This is a genomic window from Enterobacter sp. T1-1 (assembly GCF_000710795.1).
GTDB lineage: Bacteria > Pseudomonadota > Gammaproteobacteria > Enterobacterales > Enterobacteriaceae > Enterobacter > Enterobacter cloacae.
Map to the genome: position 1 here is coordinate 59,516 of NZ_JALW01000015.1, position 15,080 is coordinate 74,595.

General features: G+C 54.8%; 14 protein-coding genes. 6 read left to right on the forward strand and 8 right to left on the reverse strand.

Features of this window, described 5'->3' with window-relative positions:
* The 3 genes from ulaC to ulaA are packed head-to-tail and all read right to left on the reverse strand — an operon-like array spanning position 1 to position 2,196.
* Complete coding sequence (ulaC, locus tag AK59_RS0107170) at positions 1-468, reverse strand: PTS ascorbate transporter subunit IIA (RefSeq protein ID WP_013095304.1); 468 nt, start codon at positions 466-468, stop codon at positions 1-3.
* Between the two features lie 9 nt (positions 469-477).
* A complete protein-coding gene (gene ulaB, locus AK59_RS0107175; RefSeq protein ID WP_004109091.1) occupies positions 478-783 on the reverse strand; it encodes a PTS ascorbate transporter subunit IIB in 306 nt (101 codons plus the stop codon).
* Positions 784-795: 12 nt separating this feature from the next.
* Positions 796-2,196 (reverse strand): PTS ascorbate transporter subunit IIC, encoded by a 1,401-nt coding sequence (gene ulaA, locus AK59_RS0107180; protein ID WP_013095302.1) that lies wholly within the window; start codon positions 2,194-2,196, stop codon positions 796-798.
* Between the two features lie 358 nt (positions 2,197-2,554).
* On the opposite strand from ulaA, the gene ulaG reads away from it, so the two are divergent.
* Both ulaG and ulaR read left to right on the forward strand, forming a co-directional pair.
* Entirely contained in the window at positions 2,555-3,619 is a 1,065-nt protein-coding gene (gene ulaG / locus AK59_RS0107185; RefSeq protein ID WP_010427455.1) for an L-ascorbate 6-phosphate lactonase, read from the forward strand.
* Between the two features lie 110 nt (positions 3,620-3,729).
* On the forward strand, positions 3,730-4,485 hold the full coding sequence (gene ulaR, locus AK59_RS0107190) for an HTH-type transcriptional regulator UlaR (protein WP_013095301.1): 756 nt from the start codon (positions 3,730-3,732) through the stop codon (positions 4,483-4,485).
* Here the strand turns inward: ulaR and yjfP are convergent.
* Positions 4,482-5,204 (reverse strand): esterase, encoded by a 723-nt coding sequence (gene yjfP, locus AK59_RS0107195; RefSeq protein ID WP_029882396.1) that lies wholly within the window; start codon positions 5,202-5,204, stop codon positions 4,482-4,484. The two genes, ulaR and yjfP, sit on opposite strands and share 4 nt — an antisense overlap.
* Positions 5,205-5,341: 137 nt before the next feature.
* On the opposite strand from yjfP, the gene bsmA reads away from it, so the two are divergent.
* The 3 genes from bsmA to AK59_RS0107210 all read left to right on the forward strand — a co-directional run bounded on the left by bsmA (position 5,342) and on the right by AK59_RS0107210 (position 8,197).
* Positions 5,342-5,671 (forward strand): biofilm peroxide resistance protein BsmA, encoded by a 330-nt coding sequence (bsmA, locus tag AK59_RS0107200; RefSeq protein ID WP_071830088.1) that lies wholly within the window; start codon positions 5,342-5,344, stop codon positions 5,669-5,671.
* A 136-nt stretch (positions 5,672-5,807) separates the two neighbouring features.
* Positions 5,808-6,095 (forward strand): DUF1471 family protease activator YjfN, encoded by a 288-nt coding sequence (gene yjfN / locus AK59_RS0107205; RefSeq protein WP_013095298.1) that lies wholly within the window; start codon positions 5,808-5,810, stop codon positions 6,093-6,095.
* Positions 6,096-6,265: 170 nt separating this feature from the next.
* Entirely contained in the window at positions 6,266-8,197 is a 1,932-nt protein-coding gene (locus AK59_RS0107210; protein WP_029882398.1) for a methyl-accepting chemotaxis protein, read from the forward strand.
* Here AK59_RS0107210 and AK59_RS0107215 read toward each other — a convergent pair.
* Entirely contained in the window at positions 8,194-9,816 is a 1,623-nt protein-coding gene (locus tag AK59_RS0107215; protein ID WP_013095296.1) for an isovaleryl-CoA dehydrogenase, read from the reverse strand. The two genes, AK59_RS0107210 and AK59_RS0107215, sit on opposite strands and share 4 nt — an antisense overlap.
* 193 nt (positions 9,817-10,009) lie before the next feature.
* Between AK59_RS0107215 and AK59_RS0107220 the strand changes: the two genes are divergently transcribed.
* Positions 10,010-11,284 (forward strand): MFS transporter, encoded by a 1,275-nt coding sequence (locus tag AK59_RS0107220; RefSeq protein ID WP_029882399.1) that lies wholly within the window; start codon positions 10,010-10,012, stop codon positions 11,282-11,284.
* 78 nt (positions 11,285-11,362) lie between these two features.
* Here AK59_RS0107220 and rlmB read toward each other — a convergent pair whose 3' ends face one another.
* From rlmB to nsrR, 3 genes are all read right to left on the reverse strand, one after another.
* Positions 11,363-12,097, reverse strand: a complete 735-nt coding sequence (rlmB, locus tag AK59_RS0107225; protein ID WP_013095294.1) for a 23S rRNA (guanosine(2251)-2'-O)-methyltransferase RlmB — start codon at positions 12,095-12,097, stop codon at positions 11,363-11,365.
* A 67-nt stretch (positions 12,098-12,164) separates the two neighbouring features.
* Positions 12,165-14,606, reverse strand: a complete 2,442-nt coding sequence (rnr, locus tag AK59_RS0107230) for a ribonuclease R (RefSeq protein WP_013095293.1) — start codon at positions 14,604-14,606, stop codon at positions 12,165-12,167.
* Between the two features lie 38 nt (positions 14,607-14,644).
* Positions 14,645-15,070 (reverse strand): nitric oxide-sensing transcriptional repressor NsrR, encoded by a 426-nt coding sequence (nsrR, locus tag AK59_RS0107235; protein ID WP_014830384.1) that lies wholly within the window; start codon positions 15,068-15,070, stop codon positions 14,645-14,647.
* Between the last annotated feature and the right edge of the window lie 10 nt (positions 15,071-15,080).

Below are 15,080 nucleotides of genomic sequence, written 5' to 3' on the forward strand. Positions count from 1 at the left end.
TTAAACTGCCGCCGCTGTGGCGTTATCAATTAAATCCAGCACTTCCTGCTCGGTGCGGCAGGCGCGTAAACGATCAAAATTCGCTTCGTCATCAAACAGGTTAACGATCTGCATGATGCCAACCTCCTGATGGGTATTGGCATCGACGGCCGCCATGGTGATCAGGATGTCGACCGGGTCGTTATCTTCATGGTTAAACACCAAAGGCGTTTTCAGCGTTACCAGCGCGAAGCCGGTTTTCTTCACGCCCTCTTCCGGGCGACCGTGTGGCATTGCAAGGCCTGGCGCGATGACAAAATAAGGACCATGCTGCGCCACACCATCAAGAATGGCCTGGTAATACCGCGGCTCGACAACGTCAGCCTTAACCAGCAGGTCCACGCTCAGCTTGACCGCCTCCTGCCAGGTGCTGGCCTCAGCCTGTAAAAGGATGGAGTTATTCTCTGCCAGCGAATCACGTAGTTTCATGTGGCGTCCTTACTTCACGTCTTGTGGGAAATGCGCTTTGATCACTTCCAGCAGTTTTGGGCCGAAATCCGCAGGGGAGAGCATGTTGCGTACCCCCACGACATACTTGTTGCCAGAAACGCTAATTTCACCGGCGATATGGGTAGACGCGATGATGATATCGGCGCCGTTCAGTTCACTTTTGTATTCACCCACCGCGCAGCTGTTCACCGTGTGGTCAATGTTTGACTGGGTTAAAAACTGGTCCACTTTCATCTTCATGATCATGGAGCTACCTTGCCCATTGCCACACACAGCCAGGATACGTACGGTCATAATCGAAACTCCTTAGTGAGCAGAAACTTCTGCTGTTTGTTTTTCCGCATCTTCTTCAGCTCGCAGAGAACGGCCAGCGAAGAACATATAAGCCAGAGCAATCAGGATGATGACGGCCATAAAGACCAGCCCGACGGACGCAAAGCCCTGCATCATTGGCGGTGCCAGGATTGACCAGTCCGCCATGCCCATCCAGGCACTCATACCGGTGAGCTTGACCGCCCACACGCAACCGAAGATCTCCACCATGCCCATCACCAGACAGATCTTGAGCGCCGCGCGCCAGCCACCAAAGTGGTTAGCAAAGACGCCAATGGTGGCGTTGGAGAAGAACATTGGGATAAAGCCAGGAATAATCAGAATGGATGAGCCGCAGCCGACCAGAATGCCTACCGCAATCAACTGGCCGATGGTGCCCCACATGAAGCCCCAGACCACCGCGTTTGGCGCAAAGCTGTAGATAGCCGCACAGTCAATGGCCAGCACCGCACCAGGAATCAGGCGTTGGGAGATCCCATTAAAGGCTTCAGACAGTTCGGCAACAAACATACGGACGCCCTGGGTAATGATGAAAATGGCTACCGCGAAGGAGAAACCGGTCTGCAGGATATAAACCGTCCAGTGCGTTTTCCCCGCCATCGCCTGCACCACATCAATCCCGAAAGAGAGCAGAATGGCGCCGAAGAAGATAGTCATCACAATGGCGGTTGAAACGATGTTGTCGTGGAAGATATTCAGCCAGCCCGGCAGCTTGAGATCTTCTACGCTGTCCTCTTTTTTACCCAGGTACGGTGCGACCTTGTAAGCGAGCCAGGCGGCGAATTGCTGCTGATGGCCGATGGAGAAACCGCAGCCGTCGGTGACCTCCTGCGTCGGCTTGTACATCATGTTGGAGGTGATACCCCAGTAGAGCGATACCAGCACGGCGGTGCAGATAATCGTGGTCCACATGGGGTAGCCGAAGATATAGAGAGACACCGCAATCAGCCCGGCCTGCTGGAACATAATGTGGCCAGTCAGCATGATGGTGCGTATGCCGGTAATGCGGCGCAGCAGAACGTAAATGATGTTCAACGCCAGCGCGAGCAGTACCGCGTACCCCACCCAACTGTAGGCATCTCCCATGCGGTCAATGGTGGCCATCATCGACGCGTAGGTGTCAGAGATGGCGCCGTTGATGCCATACACCTCCGACATCTTCGCAACCACAGGCTTAAAGGTGCTGGTCAGAATGCCTGAACCCGCCTGCAACAGCATGAAACCGATGATGGTTTTGATTGTGCCTTTGATGATGACGCTGACGCTTTTGCGCAGAAGGATGTAGCCCAGGCACGTCACGATACCCAGCAAAAGCGGGGCGTTAGTCATTACCTGATTAAAGAACACGGTAAAGACGTTGTAGAGGATCTCCATAACTCTCTCCAGAAATGAGAACACGAGGGGTAATCCCTGTTCGGTTGGTGCCATCACTCTATTAATCACAAATAATCACCACAAGATTGCATTTGATTATTTGTGACGTATCACGCAAATTATTTCCATGGTGTTAGTAATGATTTTCACTACCGATTCCCACGCATAAATTATTTCTTATAATTCATACAATTAATCATTGATAGCGGATATTCTAACAACGTAGAAATGGATTATCTGTGACATGGCGAAGATAAATTCCCTCAATTTACTCGTTGCAAACCGATTCAAAGAGTGCCAGCATTAATCATAACAAATCACCAAATGATTACTTTTGATTAAACCAGGAGTCAAAACGATGAGTAAAGTGAACACCATCACCCGTGAATCATGGATTCTGAGCACCTTCCCGGAATGGGGCAGCTGGCTGAATGAAGAGATTGAGCAGGAACAGGTTGCTCCTGGTACGTTTGCAATGTGGTGGCTGGGTTGCACCGGCATCTGGTTGAAATCCGAGGGTGGCGCCAATATTTGCGTTGATTTCTGGTGCGGTACCGGCAAACAGAGCCACGGCAATCCGCTGATGAAAAAAGGTCATCAGATGCAGCGCATGGCAGGTGTCGAAAAATTGCAGCCGAACCTGCGTACCACGCCGTTTGTTCTTGATCCTTTTGCCATTCGCCAGATCGACGCCGTCCTTTCCACCCACGATCATAACGATCACATCGATGTAAACGTGGCGGCAGCGGTGATGCAAAACTGCGCGGACGACGTGCCGTTTATCGGACCGCAGACCTGCGTGGATCTCTGGATTGGCTGGGGCGTGCCGAAAGAGCGCTGCATCGTCATGAAGCCAGGCGACGTGGTGAAAATTAAAGACATTGAAATCCATGCGCTGGACGCCTTTGACCGCACCGCGCTGATCACCCTGCCTGCTGACCAGAAAGCCGCAGGCGTCCTGCCAGACGGCATGGATGAGCGAGCAGTGAACTATCTGTTTAAAACCCCTGGCGGTTCCCTGTACCACAGCGGTGATTCTCACTACTCCAACTACTATGCGAAGCATGGTAACGAGCATCAGATTGACGTGGCGCTGGGCTCCTACGGCGAGAACCCACGCGGCATCACCGACAAAATGACTAGCGCCGATATGCTGCGCATGGCGGAAGCACTGAACACCAAAGTAGTGATTCCTTTCCACCACGATATCTGGTCAAACTTCCAGGCCGATCCGCAGGAAATCCGCGTATTGTGGGAGATGAAAAAAGACCGTCTGAAGTATGGCTTCAAGCCATTTATCTGGCAGGTAGGCGGCAAGTTCACCTGGCCGCTGGACAAAGACAATCTCGAGTATCACTACCCACGCGGTTTCGATGATTGCTTCACCATTGAGCCAGACCTGCCGTTCAAGTCATTCCTCTGATTGTGAAACCCCATCGCCAGACCTTGCGTCTGGCGATTTCATATTTATTTTAGTAATTTCACGCTATTTCAAATATCATCTTTTCAAATCAATTCTTATCGGAATAGCTCATGACGGAAGCGCAACGGCATCAAATATTACTGGAACTCCTGGCGCAAACAGGGTTTATCACCGTCGAGAAAGTGATCGAACGTTTAGGGATTTCACCCGCGACGGCACGACGCGATATCAACAAGCTGGATGAGAGCGGTAAGCTGAAAAAAGTCCGTAACGGCGCGGAAGCCATCAGCCAGCAGCGCCCCCGCTGGACGCCGATGAACATCCATCAGGCGCAAAACCACGATGAAAAAGTGCGCATTGCCAGAGCCGCATCACAGCTGGTCAACCCGGGTGAGAGCGTGGTGATCAACTGCGGCTCCACGGCATTTCTGCTGGGCCGCGAGATGTGCGGTAAACCGGTGCAAATCATCACCAACTATCTGCCGCTGGCTAACTATCTTATCGATCAGGAACATGAAAGCGTGGTGATCATGGGCGGCCAGTATAATAAGAGCCAGTCCATTACCCTTAGTCCCCAGGATAGCGAAAACAGCCTCTATGCCGGACACTGGATGTTTACCAGCGGCAAAGGCCTGACCGCGGACGGGCTCTACAAAACCGACATGTTAACCGCGATGGCAGAGCAAAATATGCTTAACGTCGTGGGCAAGCTCGTCGTACTGGTCGACAGCAGTAAAGTCGGCGAGCGAGCTGGTATGTTGTTCAGCCGCGCCGAACAGATTGACATGGTGATCACCGGCAAACATGCCAATCCAGAGATCCTGCAGAAGCTGGAAGATCAGGGCGTCAAAATTCTGCGCGTTTAAAGATGCTGGCGGAAAAAGTCCACCGTCGCGTCCAGCGCCGCTGGCGTGATACGGTGGCGAACCCCCGCTTCCCACAGGCAGGTCAGGTTGTCGTCCAGCCCTTCGCGCTGTAGTGCCTGCTGGAGACGGAAGGTTTCGCCAGGGGGCACCACATCATCCGCGTCACCATGCCACAACAGCAACGGGCGATCGGCCAGACGCGGTAACGCCCGGGTCACTTCCCATTCGGCCAGCAACGCATCAATCTCCGTCGCGTCTTGCGGTGGAAACAGCGTTTTTGACAATGACGTAAAATAGCCCGAGCCCATCAGGCACGCCACGGAGGTCACCTCAGGGTGACGAGCCATGATCCCGAGCGCCGTCATTCCCCCCATCGATGCGCCGGCCACCGCCAGCCGTTGATCCGCCACCAGCCCCGCCTGGTAAAGCGCATCGCGCAGCCCGGCAAATTCGCTCAGGCTACCGTGCAAAATCTGCCAGAACTGCCCCAGTCGCACCTGTTCATCACCGGTAAAACGTGCACCGTGATCGGGCGCATCCGGCATCACTACCCGAAAACCGGCCTGCGCCAGCGCCACCGCAAAGTAGCTGTACACCAGCTTCGATGAAGTAAAGCCATGATAAAAAACCACAACAGGCAGCGGGTGTGCACTTTTTCCCGCAGGGATAGCGTGTAATATTTCATGATTGCCGAGGCGGCGAGTTTCAATTTCAATCATTGTCGACCCTGTGCTGATGAATGATTCATAATGTTGAGAACTGGATTACGCTTTCACGATATTTTCATTCGAAATATACGTACCAGATAACACTTCGGGAACATTCCCCCAAAACTAAATTCGCAGACAACTACACTATGGCTATCAGGAAACGAGATATGGTTATGCGCAGGTTTGCTACTTTATTGTTGCTGGTTCTGCTCAGTGGCTGTAGTGCACTACAGGGGACACCGCAACCCGCTCCCCCGGTCGCCGACCATCCGCAGGAGATTCGTCGTAATCAGACGGAAGGATTACAACGAATGGGTACCGTCTCCGCGCTGGTTCGCGGCTCCCCGGATGACGCAGAGGAGTCAATAAAGGCGCAAGCTGCCGCCGCCAAAGCAGATTATTACGTCATCATTATGATCGATGAAACCATCATTACGGGACAATGGTATTCACAGGCTATTTTGTACCGTAAATAACGATCTTCATTTGAACGACATTTACACTGCTTTGCGTCCATAGACATTTTCCTGTCCACAATAAACTCCATGCCCGCGACAAGGGAAGTGAGTTTATTTGCGAAGGAGTGCCCGGCGGATACCGGAGAAATGTGAAATGGAGCTGACAATGAAACGAACTCTTGCTTTGACCTCTCTGTTGCTCTCAGTAGGCCTTGTGAGCACGACTGCACAGTCAGCAGAATTCGCCAGTGCTGATTGCGTCACTGGCCTTAATGAAATTGGCCAGATCTCCGTCAATAACATTTCGGGGAGCCCGCAAGATGTTGAACGTGTCGTGGCACTAAAAGCCGATGAACAGGGCGCTTCCTGGTATCGAATTATTCAGATGCAGGAAGATAATCGCAGCGATCATTGGCGCGTACAGGCTATTCTCTACGTCTAATCACCTCCGATAAAAGCCACTTATTTTTAGTGGCTTTTCGTTTTTGCAAATTTTTTATCTTCTTTCAACCCCATTAAAAACAATTTGATAACATTTTGTTACATTATTTAAGTAAATGTTAGCTCTGTCCTGCCGTTGAAAAGCCATACCTTTTCAATAATGAGCAATTTATGATCACCTTTTTTCGCCGTGCGGGTCTGGGCGCAAAGCTATCGCTTCTTACCGGCGTGAGTGTCGCCACGCTGTTTCTGCTTTTCACTTTTCTGCTCAGCCATAAAGCCAGCCAGCAGCTTGAAGCCCTTGCGGTAGAAGACCTGCATAACCAGTCCACCGGTATGGTTGATATGGTACAGATGTTTAACACCAGTCTGAGCGAAGAGGTCGAGAGCTATACCCGGCTGTTCACCACCTTTTTACCGCAGCCTTTGAGCGTCGACAGCAGTCAACTCCAGACCATTAACGGGCTTAGCGTTCCCCTTCTGAAAGGGGGTGAAACGGGCCTGCATGAAAACAATGCACTTTCTGACGACTTCCTGACGCGTACAGGGGCAATCTCGACCCTGTTTGTGCGTAGCGGTAATGACTTTGTCCGTGTCGCCACCTCCCTGCGCAAAGAGAACGGCGATCGGGCAATGGGTACCGTTCTGGACACAGCCAGCCCGGCCTATGCGGCCGTCACTAAAGGCGAGGTCTATCGAGGTCTGGCGTTGCTGTTCGGCAAGCGCTATATCACACAGTATCAGCCGTTCAAAAACGCAGAAGGCCAGGTCATTGGGATCATTTTTGTTGGTGTGGATATCACCCACTCCTGGAACGTGATGCGCGAAAAAATCCTCAATCGTCGTTTAGGTGACAGCGGACACTTCTTCGTGCTGGATCGCAGCAACGGTAAAACGCGCGGACAGTTCCTTTTCCACTCGAACCGGGAAGGCCAGCTTCCTGAGTGGGACAGCGCCACCCAGCAGCAGTTGCTGAGCAATACCCCGGGCACGCTGGAACGCACAAGTGAGGATGGTCGCATACTGAAAATGGCCTACACGCCGCTGCCAGGCTGGAACTGGACCATAGTGGGGGAAGTGGATAAATCGGTGCTGCTCTCAAGCGTCACCACGATGCGGGATCGCTTCCTGCTGGCAGGCGTGGCGCTGTCAGTCCTGTTTGCCGCGCTGTTTGTCATCATCATTCGTCGCATGCTGACGCGTCCGCTGCGTAACGTCATTCACCTTGCCCGACAATATGCGGCAGGCGATCTGCGTGCCACCCTGTCCGTTACCCGCCAGGATGAGGTTGGCCAGCTTATCGACGCCATCAACGGGATCGGCGGCGGTCTGCAAAAGATTGTCCTGCAGGTACGCGAGGCCGCAGGCGAGATCCATCTGGGCACTAACGCCCTGGCCTCTGATACCGGTGAGATCTCAGAGCAGATCAACAAACAGGCCAGCAGCGTTGAAGAGACCTCCGCGAGTATGGAACAACTCGCCGCAACCGTGCAGCAAAACGCGGCCAATATGGAACAGACGCAGCAGCTGGTGGGGGAAACCTCACGCGCGGTGCATCAGGGGGGCGAGACGGTGACGAACGCAGTCTCCACCATGGACGATATTCGCGACGCCTCAAAGCGCATCGAGGACATCACGCGCGTGATTGAGTCGATTGCTTTCCAGACTAACATTCTGGCGCTTAATGCTGCGGTTGAAGCAGCACGCGCCGGCGAACACGGAAAAGGGTTTGCTGTGGTCGCGCAGGAAGTGCGCGCCCTGGCGGCACGCAGCGCTAATGCGGTGAAAGAGATTGAGCAGTTGATTGGCGACACGCTGAACAAGGTGAGTGAAGGCCATGCGCTCTCAGAGCAGACGCGTCTGGCGATGGATGCCATCATCGCGCACATCGATAACATCAACCAACTGGTGACCGAGATTAACCATGCATCCCGCGAACAGTCGGCGGGGATCCGTCAGGTAAATCTGGCCATGACCCATATTGGTGAAGCCTCCCACATCAACGCCGATCGCGTCTCGCGCAGCGAGCAAACCGCACAATCACTGCGCGAGAAAGGGTCGCACCTCACTCAACTGGTGAGCCTGTTCCAGCTTAAAAACTAGCCTACCCTGCCCGTGGCGCGTAGCAGAAGATCGCTTTGAACCTGCTCTGTCATCAGCGTGCCGCCACGGGTATCCAGCATCATGCGGCACCACGCCTGCGCGACGGGCGGAGAGGCGTGCCGCAGCATCTGGCTTCCGGCGCCCAGCAGGAATAGCTGATGCGCAATCTCCCGCCCCTGCGCCTCCTGCGGTTTACGCAGTTTTTGCTGCAGCTGCCGCCAGCTACGATCGAAGTGTCTGTCCTGACCTTTCACCTGCGCAAAATCCTCTGCCAGCAGATCGAACATACCCGGCTGCTTCGCCAGAACGCGCAGAACATCCAGACACATGATGTTCCCTGAGCCTTCCCAGATGCTGTTCACCGGCATCTCGCGATACAGCCGGGGGAGTTCACTCTCCTCGCAGTACCCGATGCCGCCCAACACCTCCATCGCCTCTGCCACAAACGGGATACCCGCTTTGCAGACGCTGAATTTCGCGGCTGGCGTGAAAAGCCGCGCCCAGGCCGCCTCCTGCGGATCGGCGCGTTTATCCCACGCCCGGGCAAGGCGAAACAGCAGCGCCGTTTGCCCCTCCAGCACCAGCGCCATGCGGCTCAGGACGTCGCGCATCAGCGGCTGATCGATGAGGTTTTTCCCGAACGTCTGCCGCTGATGGGCGTGGTACAGCGCCACGGATAATGCCCGACGCATCAACCCATGGCTGCCCAGAGCGCAGTCAAAACGCGTTAACCCGCCCATGCGAAGGATCTGTCGTACCCCTTCCCCCTCTTCCCCTAACAGCCAGCCGGACGCATCCAGAAACTCCGCTTCACTGCTGGCGTTAGAGCGGTTGCCGAGCTTGTCTTTCAGCCGCTCCAGGCGCACGGCGTTGCGCTGCCCGTCAGGCAAAAAGCGAGGAACAAAAAAGCAGGACAACCCGCCTTTCGCCTGCGCCAGCACCAGATGCGCATCGCTTTGTGGCACAGAGAAAAACCACTTATGACCCACCAGCCGGTAGCTGCCGTCGCTGCACTTTTCCGCTTTAGTGGTGTTGCTGAGCACGTCCGAGCCGCCCTGTTTTTCCGTCATCCCCATGCCGATCAGCAGGCCGCGCTTTTGGGCTCCTGGGGCAAGGTGAGGATCATAACGATCGCTCAGTAGCGGCGTGAGCCAGTTCTGGAAAGGTTCAGGGAGCGCCTGTTGCAGCAGCGGCGTGGCGGCAAACGTCATGGTCACGGGGCACAGCGTTCCGGCCTCAACCTGAGCATGCAACACGAAGCGCGCGGCGCGAGCGACAAAGGAGCCTTTACGCGCCTCCTCTTCCCACGCCAGGTTATGCACCCGGTTAGCGCACAGCCCCTGCATCAGAAGATGCCAGGCGGGGTGAAAACGGACATCATCCAGCCGCTCACCGGTGGGGTCATAGCGGAGTAACTCCGGCGGATTGACGTTCGCCAGCCTGCCAAGCTCCAGCGACTCCGCCGTACCTAACTGCTGGCCTATACTGGCCAGCAACTCGCTATCCCACTCCGCGCCTTCGCGGGCCACCGCGTCACGCAGGGCACAATCAGAGAGAAAAAGGTTGCTGTTCGAAAGCGGTGCGGGTTGGTTAAAAACGGTATGTGTTTGCCAGTGCATGCTGTCTCCCTCCTTCAGTGGCAATGAAGATAAGTATGGACAGACCCTGTGCACGCTGCATGGGAGTAAGGTCACACGGTAGCGATCCCGCTGATATCATTCGTGAAATAGCTCACAGAACATAAGAATAAACTATTTCATCACTTCACTTTTATTGAATAATTTATTCTTACCCCTTTCAGTGAGGAAAGTTATGCAACCGAATGCGCATAAGCGTGCGTTAATTGCAGGCTCCATTGGTAATTTCATCGAGTGGTATGAGTTTGCGGTCTACGGCTTTCTGGCCACCGTGATTGCGAAAAACTTCTTCCAGCTTGAAGGCGAGTCGGGGCTGACCAGCCTGATCCTCACCTACGCCTCGTTTGCCATCGCTTTCTTTTTCCGCCCACTGGGGGCGGTGGTGTTTGGCCGCATCGGCGACCGGATTGGCCGCAAACCGACGCTGATTATTGTGCTGGTGCTGATGACGCTCGCCACCGCCGCCATCGGTGTTGTGCCAGTCTATGCCAGCATAGGTATCGCTGCGCCGCTGATCGTTACGTTGCTGCGCATCCTGCAGGGATTGTTCGCGGGGGGTGAGTACGGTGGTGCGGTTTCCTTGATGACGGAATTTGCACCACGCGGTAAACGTGGTCTGTATGGCGCATGGCAATCATTCACGGTGGCGCTGGGGCTATTAGCGGGCGCGGGTATTGTCGCCTTGCTTTCTGCCTTACTGACGCCGGAAGCCCTGCATGACTGGGGCTGGCGTATCCCATTTTTCCTGGCCCTGCCTATGGGGGTGGTGGCGCTCTGGTTGCGGGTGAGTATGGAAGAGACGCCGAGCTTCGTGCAGCAGCAGGAAAAACCGCTGATCGCGCAGGCCAGTACCGTCGCCACAATTAAAGCGATCGTGATGGGAATTGGCCGGGTGATGGTCTGGTCGGCGGCGGGTTATACCTATCTGGTGATTATGCCGACCTATCTGCAATCGGCACTGCACACCGGATTTAACCAGGCACTGTTGATAGCCGTGATTTCGAACGTCGGCTTTGCACTCACCATTATTCCGTCGGGGATCCTGAGCGACAGGATTGGCCGCCGCACGGTGATGATTATCGCCACCGCGTTACTGCTGATCCTCGCCCTGCCGCTGCTGAAAATTCTGCAGGCGGAGTCCAGTACCCTCGCGGTAAAAGCGATCGTGGTATTGATAGCTGGCGGTCTGGTGGGCATGCTGGCAGGTCCAGGGCCGGCAATGCTCTCAGAGATGTTCCCGACGCGTGTACGCTATACCGGGCTTGGTCTGGCGTATTCCTTGTCGAATGCCATTTTCTCGGGGTGTGCGGGGCTTATTATTACCGGGTTGATTAAGGAGACGGGAAACCTCGACATTCCGGCATATTACGTCATAGCGACGGCGGTGGTGAGTATTGTGGCACTGATGACGCTCAGGAAGGATGACCATTTGCGGACGTTGGAGGAGTAAGGTTGTCACCGTCTGGTGCCCTCACCCACCGGGAGAGAGATAAAACACAAAAGGCCGTCCACAGGACGGCCTTGCTGTTTATTCGCCGCGCTGACGTACCGCCTCAAACAGGCAAATACCCGTTGCAACAGAAACGTTCAGGGACGACACGCTGCCCGCCATCGGGATGCTGATCAGCTCGTCGCAGTGCTCACGCGTCAGGCGACGCATGCCTTCACCTTCCGCACCCATTACCAGCGCCAGACGGCCGGTCATTTTGCTCTGATACAGAGTATGATCCGCTTCACCGGCGGTACCGACGATCCAGATATTCTCTTCCTGCAGCATACGCATGGTGCGCGCCAGGTTGGTGACGCGGATCAGCGGAACGTTTTCCGCTGCACCGCAGGCCACTTTCTTCGCCGTTGCGTTCAGTTGTGCAGAACGATCTTTCGGTACGATCACCGCGTGCACGCCCGCCGCATCGGCGCTGCGCAGGCACGCTCCGAGGTTGTGCGGATCGGTCACGCCATCAAGGATCAGGAAGAACGGGTTATCCAGTGCAGCGATCAAATCCGGCAGATCGTTTTCCTGATACTGACGGCCTGGCTTCACGCGGGCAATAATCCCCTGGTGAACCGCGCCTTCACTTTTCTCATCCAGGAACTGGCGGTTGGCCAGCTGGATCACCACGCCCTGCGCTTCCAGTGCGTGGATCAGCGGCATCAGACGTTTGTCTTCACGCCCTTTCAGAATGAACACTTCCTGAAAACGCTCCGGTGCGCGCTCCAGCAGGGCCTGCACCGCGTGGATGCCGTAAATCATTTCACTCATTGATGATTCTCATAATAGGTATTTCCCCCTCTCCCCAGTGGGGAGAGGGTCAGGGTGAGGGGAGAATTTACTCCGCCTGCTGTTTCTTCGCTGCGCGCTTCGCTTTGGTCGCAGCAGCAATTTTCTGCGTTTTCGCGGACGGCTTTTTCGCCTTGCGAGCCTCTTTCTTCGCCGCTTTTGGCTTCTGCTTTTTCTCACCGCGGAAGGCGCTGTCTGGCTCGAAGTTCACTTTCTTACCCGCCTGACGACGTTTGCCGCTCGCGTTGCCGTTACCGCCTTTTTTCGCCTTCTCACGCGCGGTTTTACCTACGTTGCGCGGCGCGCGCTCGCTGGAGATCAGACTGAAGTCAATCTTACGCTCGTCCATGTTGACGGCTTCGACTTTCACTTCCACCCGGTCGCCAAGGCGATAGGTCTGTCCACCCGACTCACCAATCAGGCGCTGTCCAACCTGGTCGAAACGATAATAGTCGTTATCGAGGCTGGAGACATGCACCAGACCGTCGATAAACAGCTCGTCAAGGCGAACAAAGAAACCAAACCCGGTCACGCTGGCGATAACACCTTTGAAAATGTTACCGACCTGATCCAGCATAAAGTCGCATTTCAGCCAGTCAGAGACTTCGCGCGTCGCTTCATCGGCACGGCGTTCGGTCATGGAACAGTGCTGGCCAAGCTGCAGCATCTCTTCCATTGAATAGTGGTACCCGCCGGTTTCAGTCGTGTTACCTTTATGGCCCTGCTCCTGCGCCAGCAGATACTTGATCGCACGGTGCAAAGACAGGTCCGGATAACGGCGGATCGGCGATGTAAAGTGCGCGTAAGACTGCAGCGCCAGACCGAAGTGACCACGGTTTTCCGGGTCGTAAATTGCCTGCTTCATGGAGCGCAGCAGCATAGTCTGCAGCATTTCTGCATCCGGACGATCGCCAATGGATTCCAGCAGCTCAGCATAATCGCGCGGCTCTGGCTTGTTACCGCCAGGCAGCTCCAGACCGAGTTCAGCCAGTACGGAGCGGAACGCGGTAATGGCTTCCGTCGACGGTTTATCGTGGATACGGAACAGCGCCGGCTCTTTAGCTTTCTCGACAAAACGGGCCGCCGAGATGTTCGCCAGGATCATACACTCTTCGATCAGCTTATGCGCATCGTTACGCTGGGTCTGTTCAATACGCTCAATGCGGCGTTCAGCGTTGAAAATGAACTTCGCCTCTTCGCTCTCAAACGAGATCCCGCCACGCTCTTCGCGCGCCTGATCCAGCGTTTTGTAGAGGTTATGCAACTCTTCGATGTGCTTCACCAGCGGCGCATACTGTTCACGCAGGTCCTGATCGCCCTGCAGCATATGCCAGACCTTGGTGTAGGTCAGACGCGCATGGGAGCTCATTACCGCTTCGTAGAATTTATAACCGGTTAAGCGACCTTTACTGGAGATGGTCATCTCGCAAACCATACACAGGCGATCAACCTGCGGGTTCAGGGAACAGAGGCCGTTGGAGAGCACTTCCGGCAGCATCGGTACCACCTGAGACGGGAAGTAAACCGACGTACCACGGCTGCGCGCTTCGTTATCGAGCGGCGTATGGGGACGAACGTAATAGCTCACGTCGGCGATAGCAACCCACAGACGCCAGCCGCCGCCACGTTTTTTCTCGCAGTATACGGCGTCATCGAAGTCGCGGGCATCTTCACCATCAATGGTGACCAGCGGCAAACTGCGGAGATCCACGCGTCCCGCTTTGGACTCTTCCGGCACCTCTTCCTTCAGACCCACAATCTGCTCTTCAACCGCTTTTGGCCAGATGTAAGGGATCTCATGCGTACGCAGGGCCATATCAACAGCCATGCCGGTACCCATGTTATCGCCCAGCACTTCGACGATTTTACCTACCGCTTTGGTGCGACGCGTTGGACGTTGGGTAAGCTCCACTACTACCACAAAGCCCATGCGCGCGCCCATCACCTCTTCAGGCGGGATCAGGATATCGAAGCTCAGACGGCTGTCATCCGGTACCACAAAGCCTACACCGGCATCGGTAAAGTAGCGGCCAACGATCTGGCTGGTTTTTGGCACCAACACGCGAACCACGCGTGCTTCGCGGCGGCCTTTACGATCGGCACCCAGCGGCTGCGCCAGGATCTGGTCGCCGTGAATACACATTTTCATCTGTTCGGATGAGAGGTAGAGGTCGTCTTTGCGGCCCTCTACGCGCAAAAAACCGTAACCGTCGCGGTGACCAATGACGGTCCCTTTCAACAGGTCGAGGCGTTCTGGCAGCGCATAGCACTGGCGACGGGTAAAGACCAATTGCCCGTCGCGCTCCATGGCGCGCAGGCGGCGGCGAAGGGCTTCAGTTTGCTCTTCACCTTCAATGTTTAATTCAACAGCAAGTTCTTCACGATTGGCGGGTTTTTCGCGTTTTGTTAAGTGTTCAATGATGAACTCGCGGCTGGGGATAGGATTCGCGTATTTTTCAGCTTCGCGTTCCTGGAAAGGATCATGTGACATATCGGTTCCTCCGTTGTCAGCTCCGGTGGAAATTTTCTTCATTCCACCAGCAATAATTTATAAAGCGGTTGATTCTCTTCAACCAAATCGGCCAGCGTGTAGTTATCCAGTTCCTTAAGAAAACTTTGCACGGCCAGAGAAAGCGCCTGTTTCAGGCGACAAGCGGGTGTAATGTGGCAGAACTCACTGCTGCAGTTCACCAGAGACAAAGGCTCCAGTTCACGCACCACATCCCCAATACGAATACTTTGCGCCGGTTTACCGAGACGGATCCCACCATTTTTCCCGCGGACGGCAGCAACGTATCCGGCACGACTAAGTTGATTGATTATTTTGACCATATGATTACGGGACACGCCGTAGACCTCTGTCACTTCAGAGATACTGGTCATTTTCCCATCGGGTAACGACGCCATGTAGATTAGCGCGCGTAAGCCGTAATCGGTGAAACTTGTTAACTGCACATCAACCTCA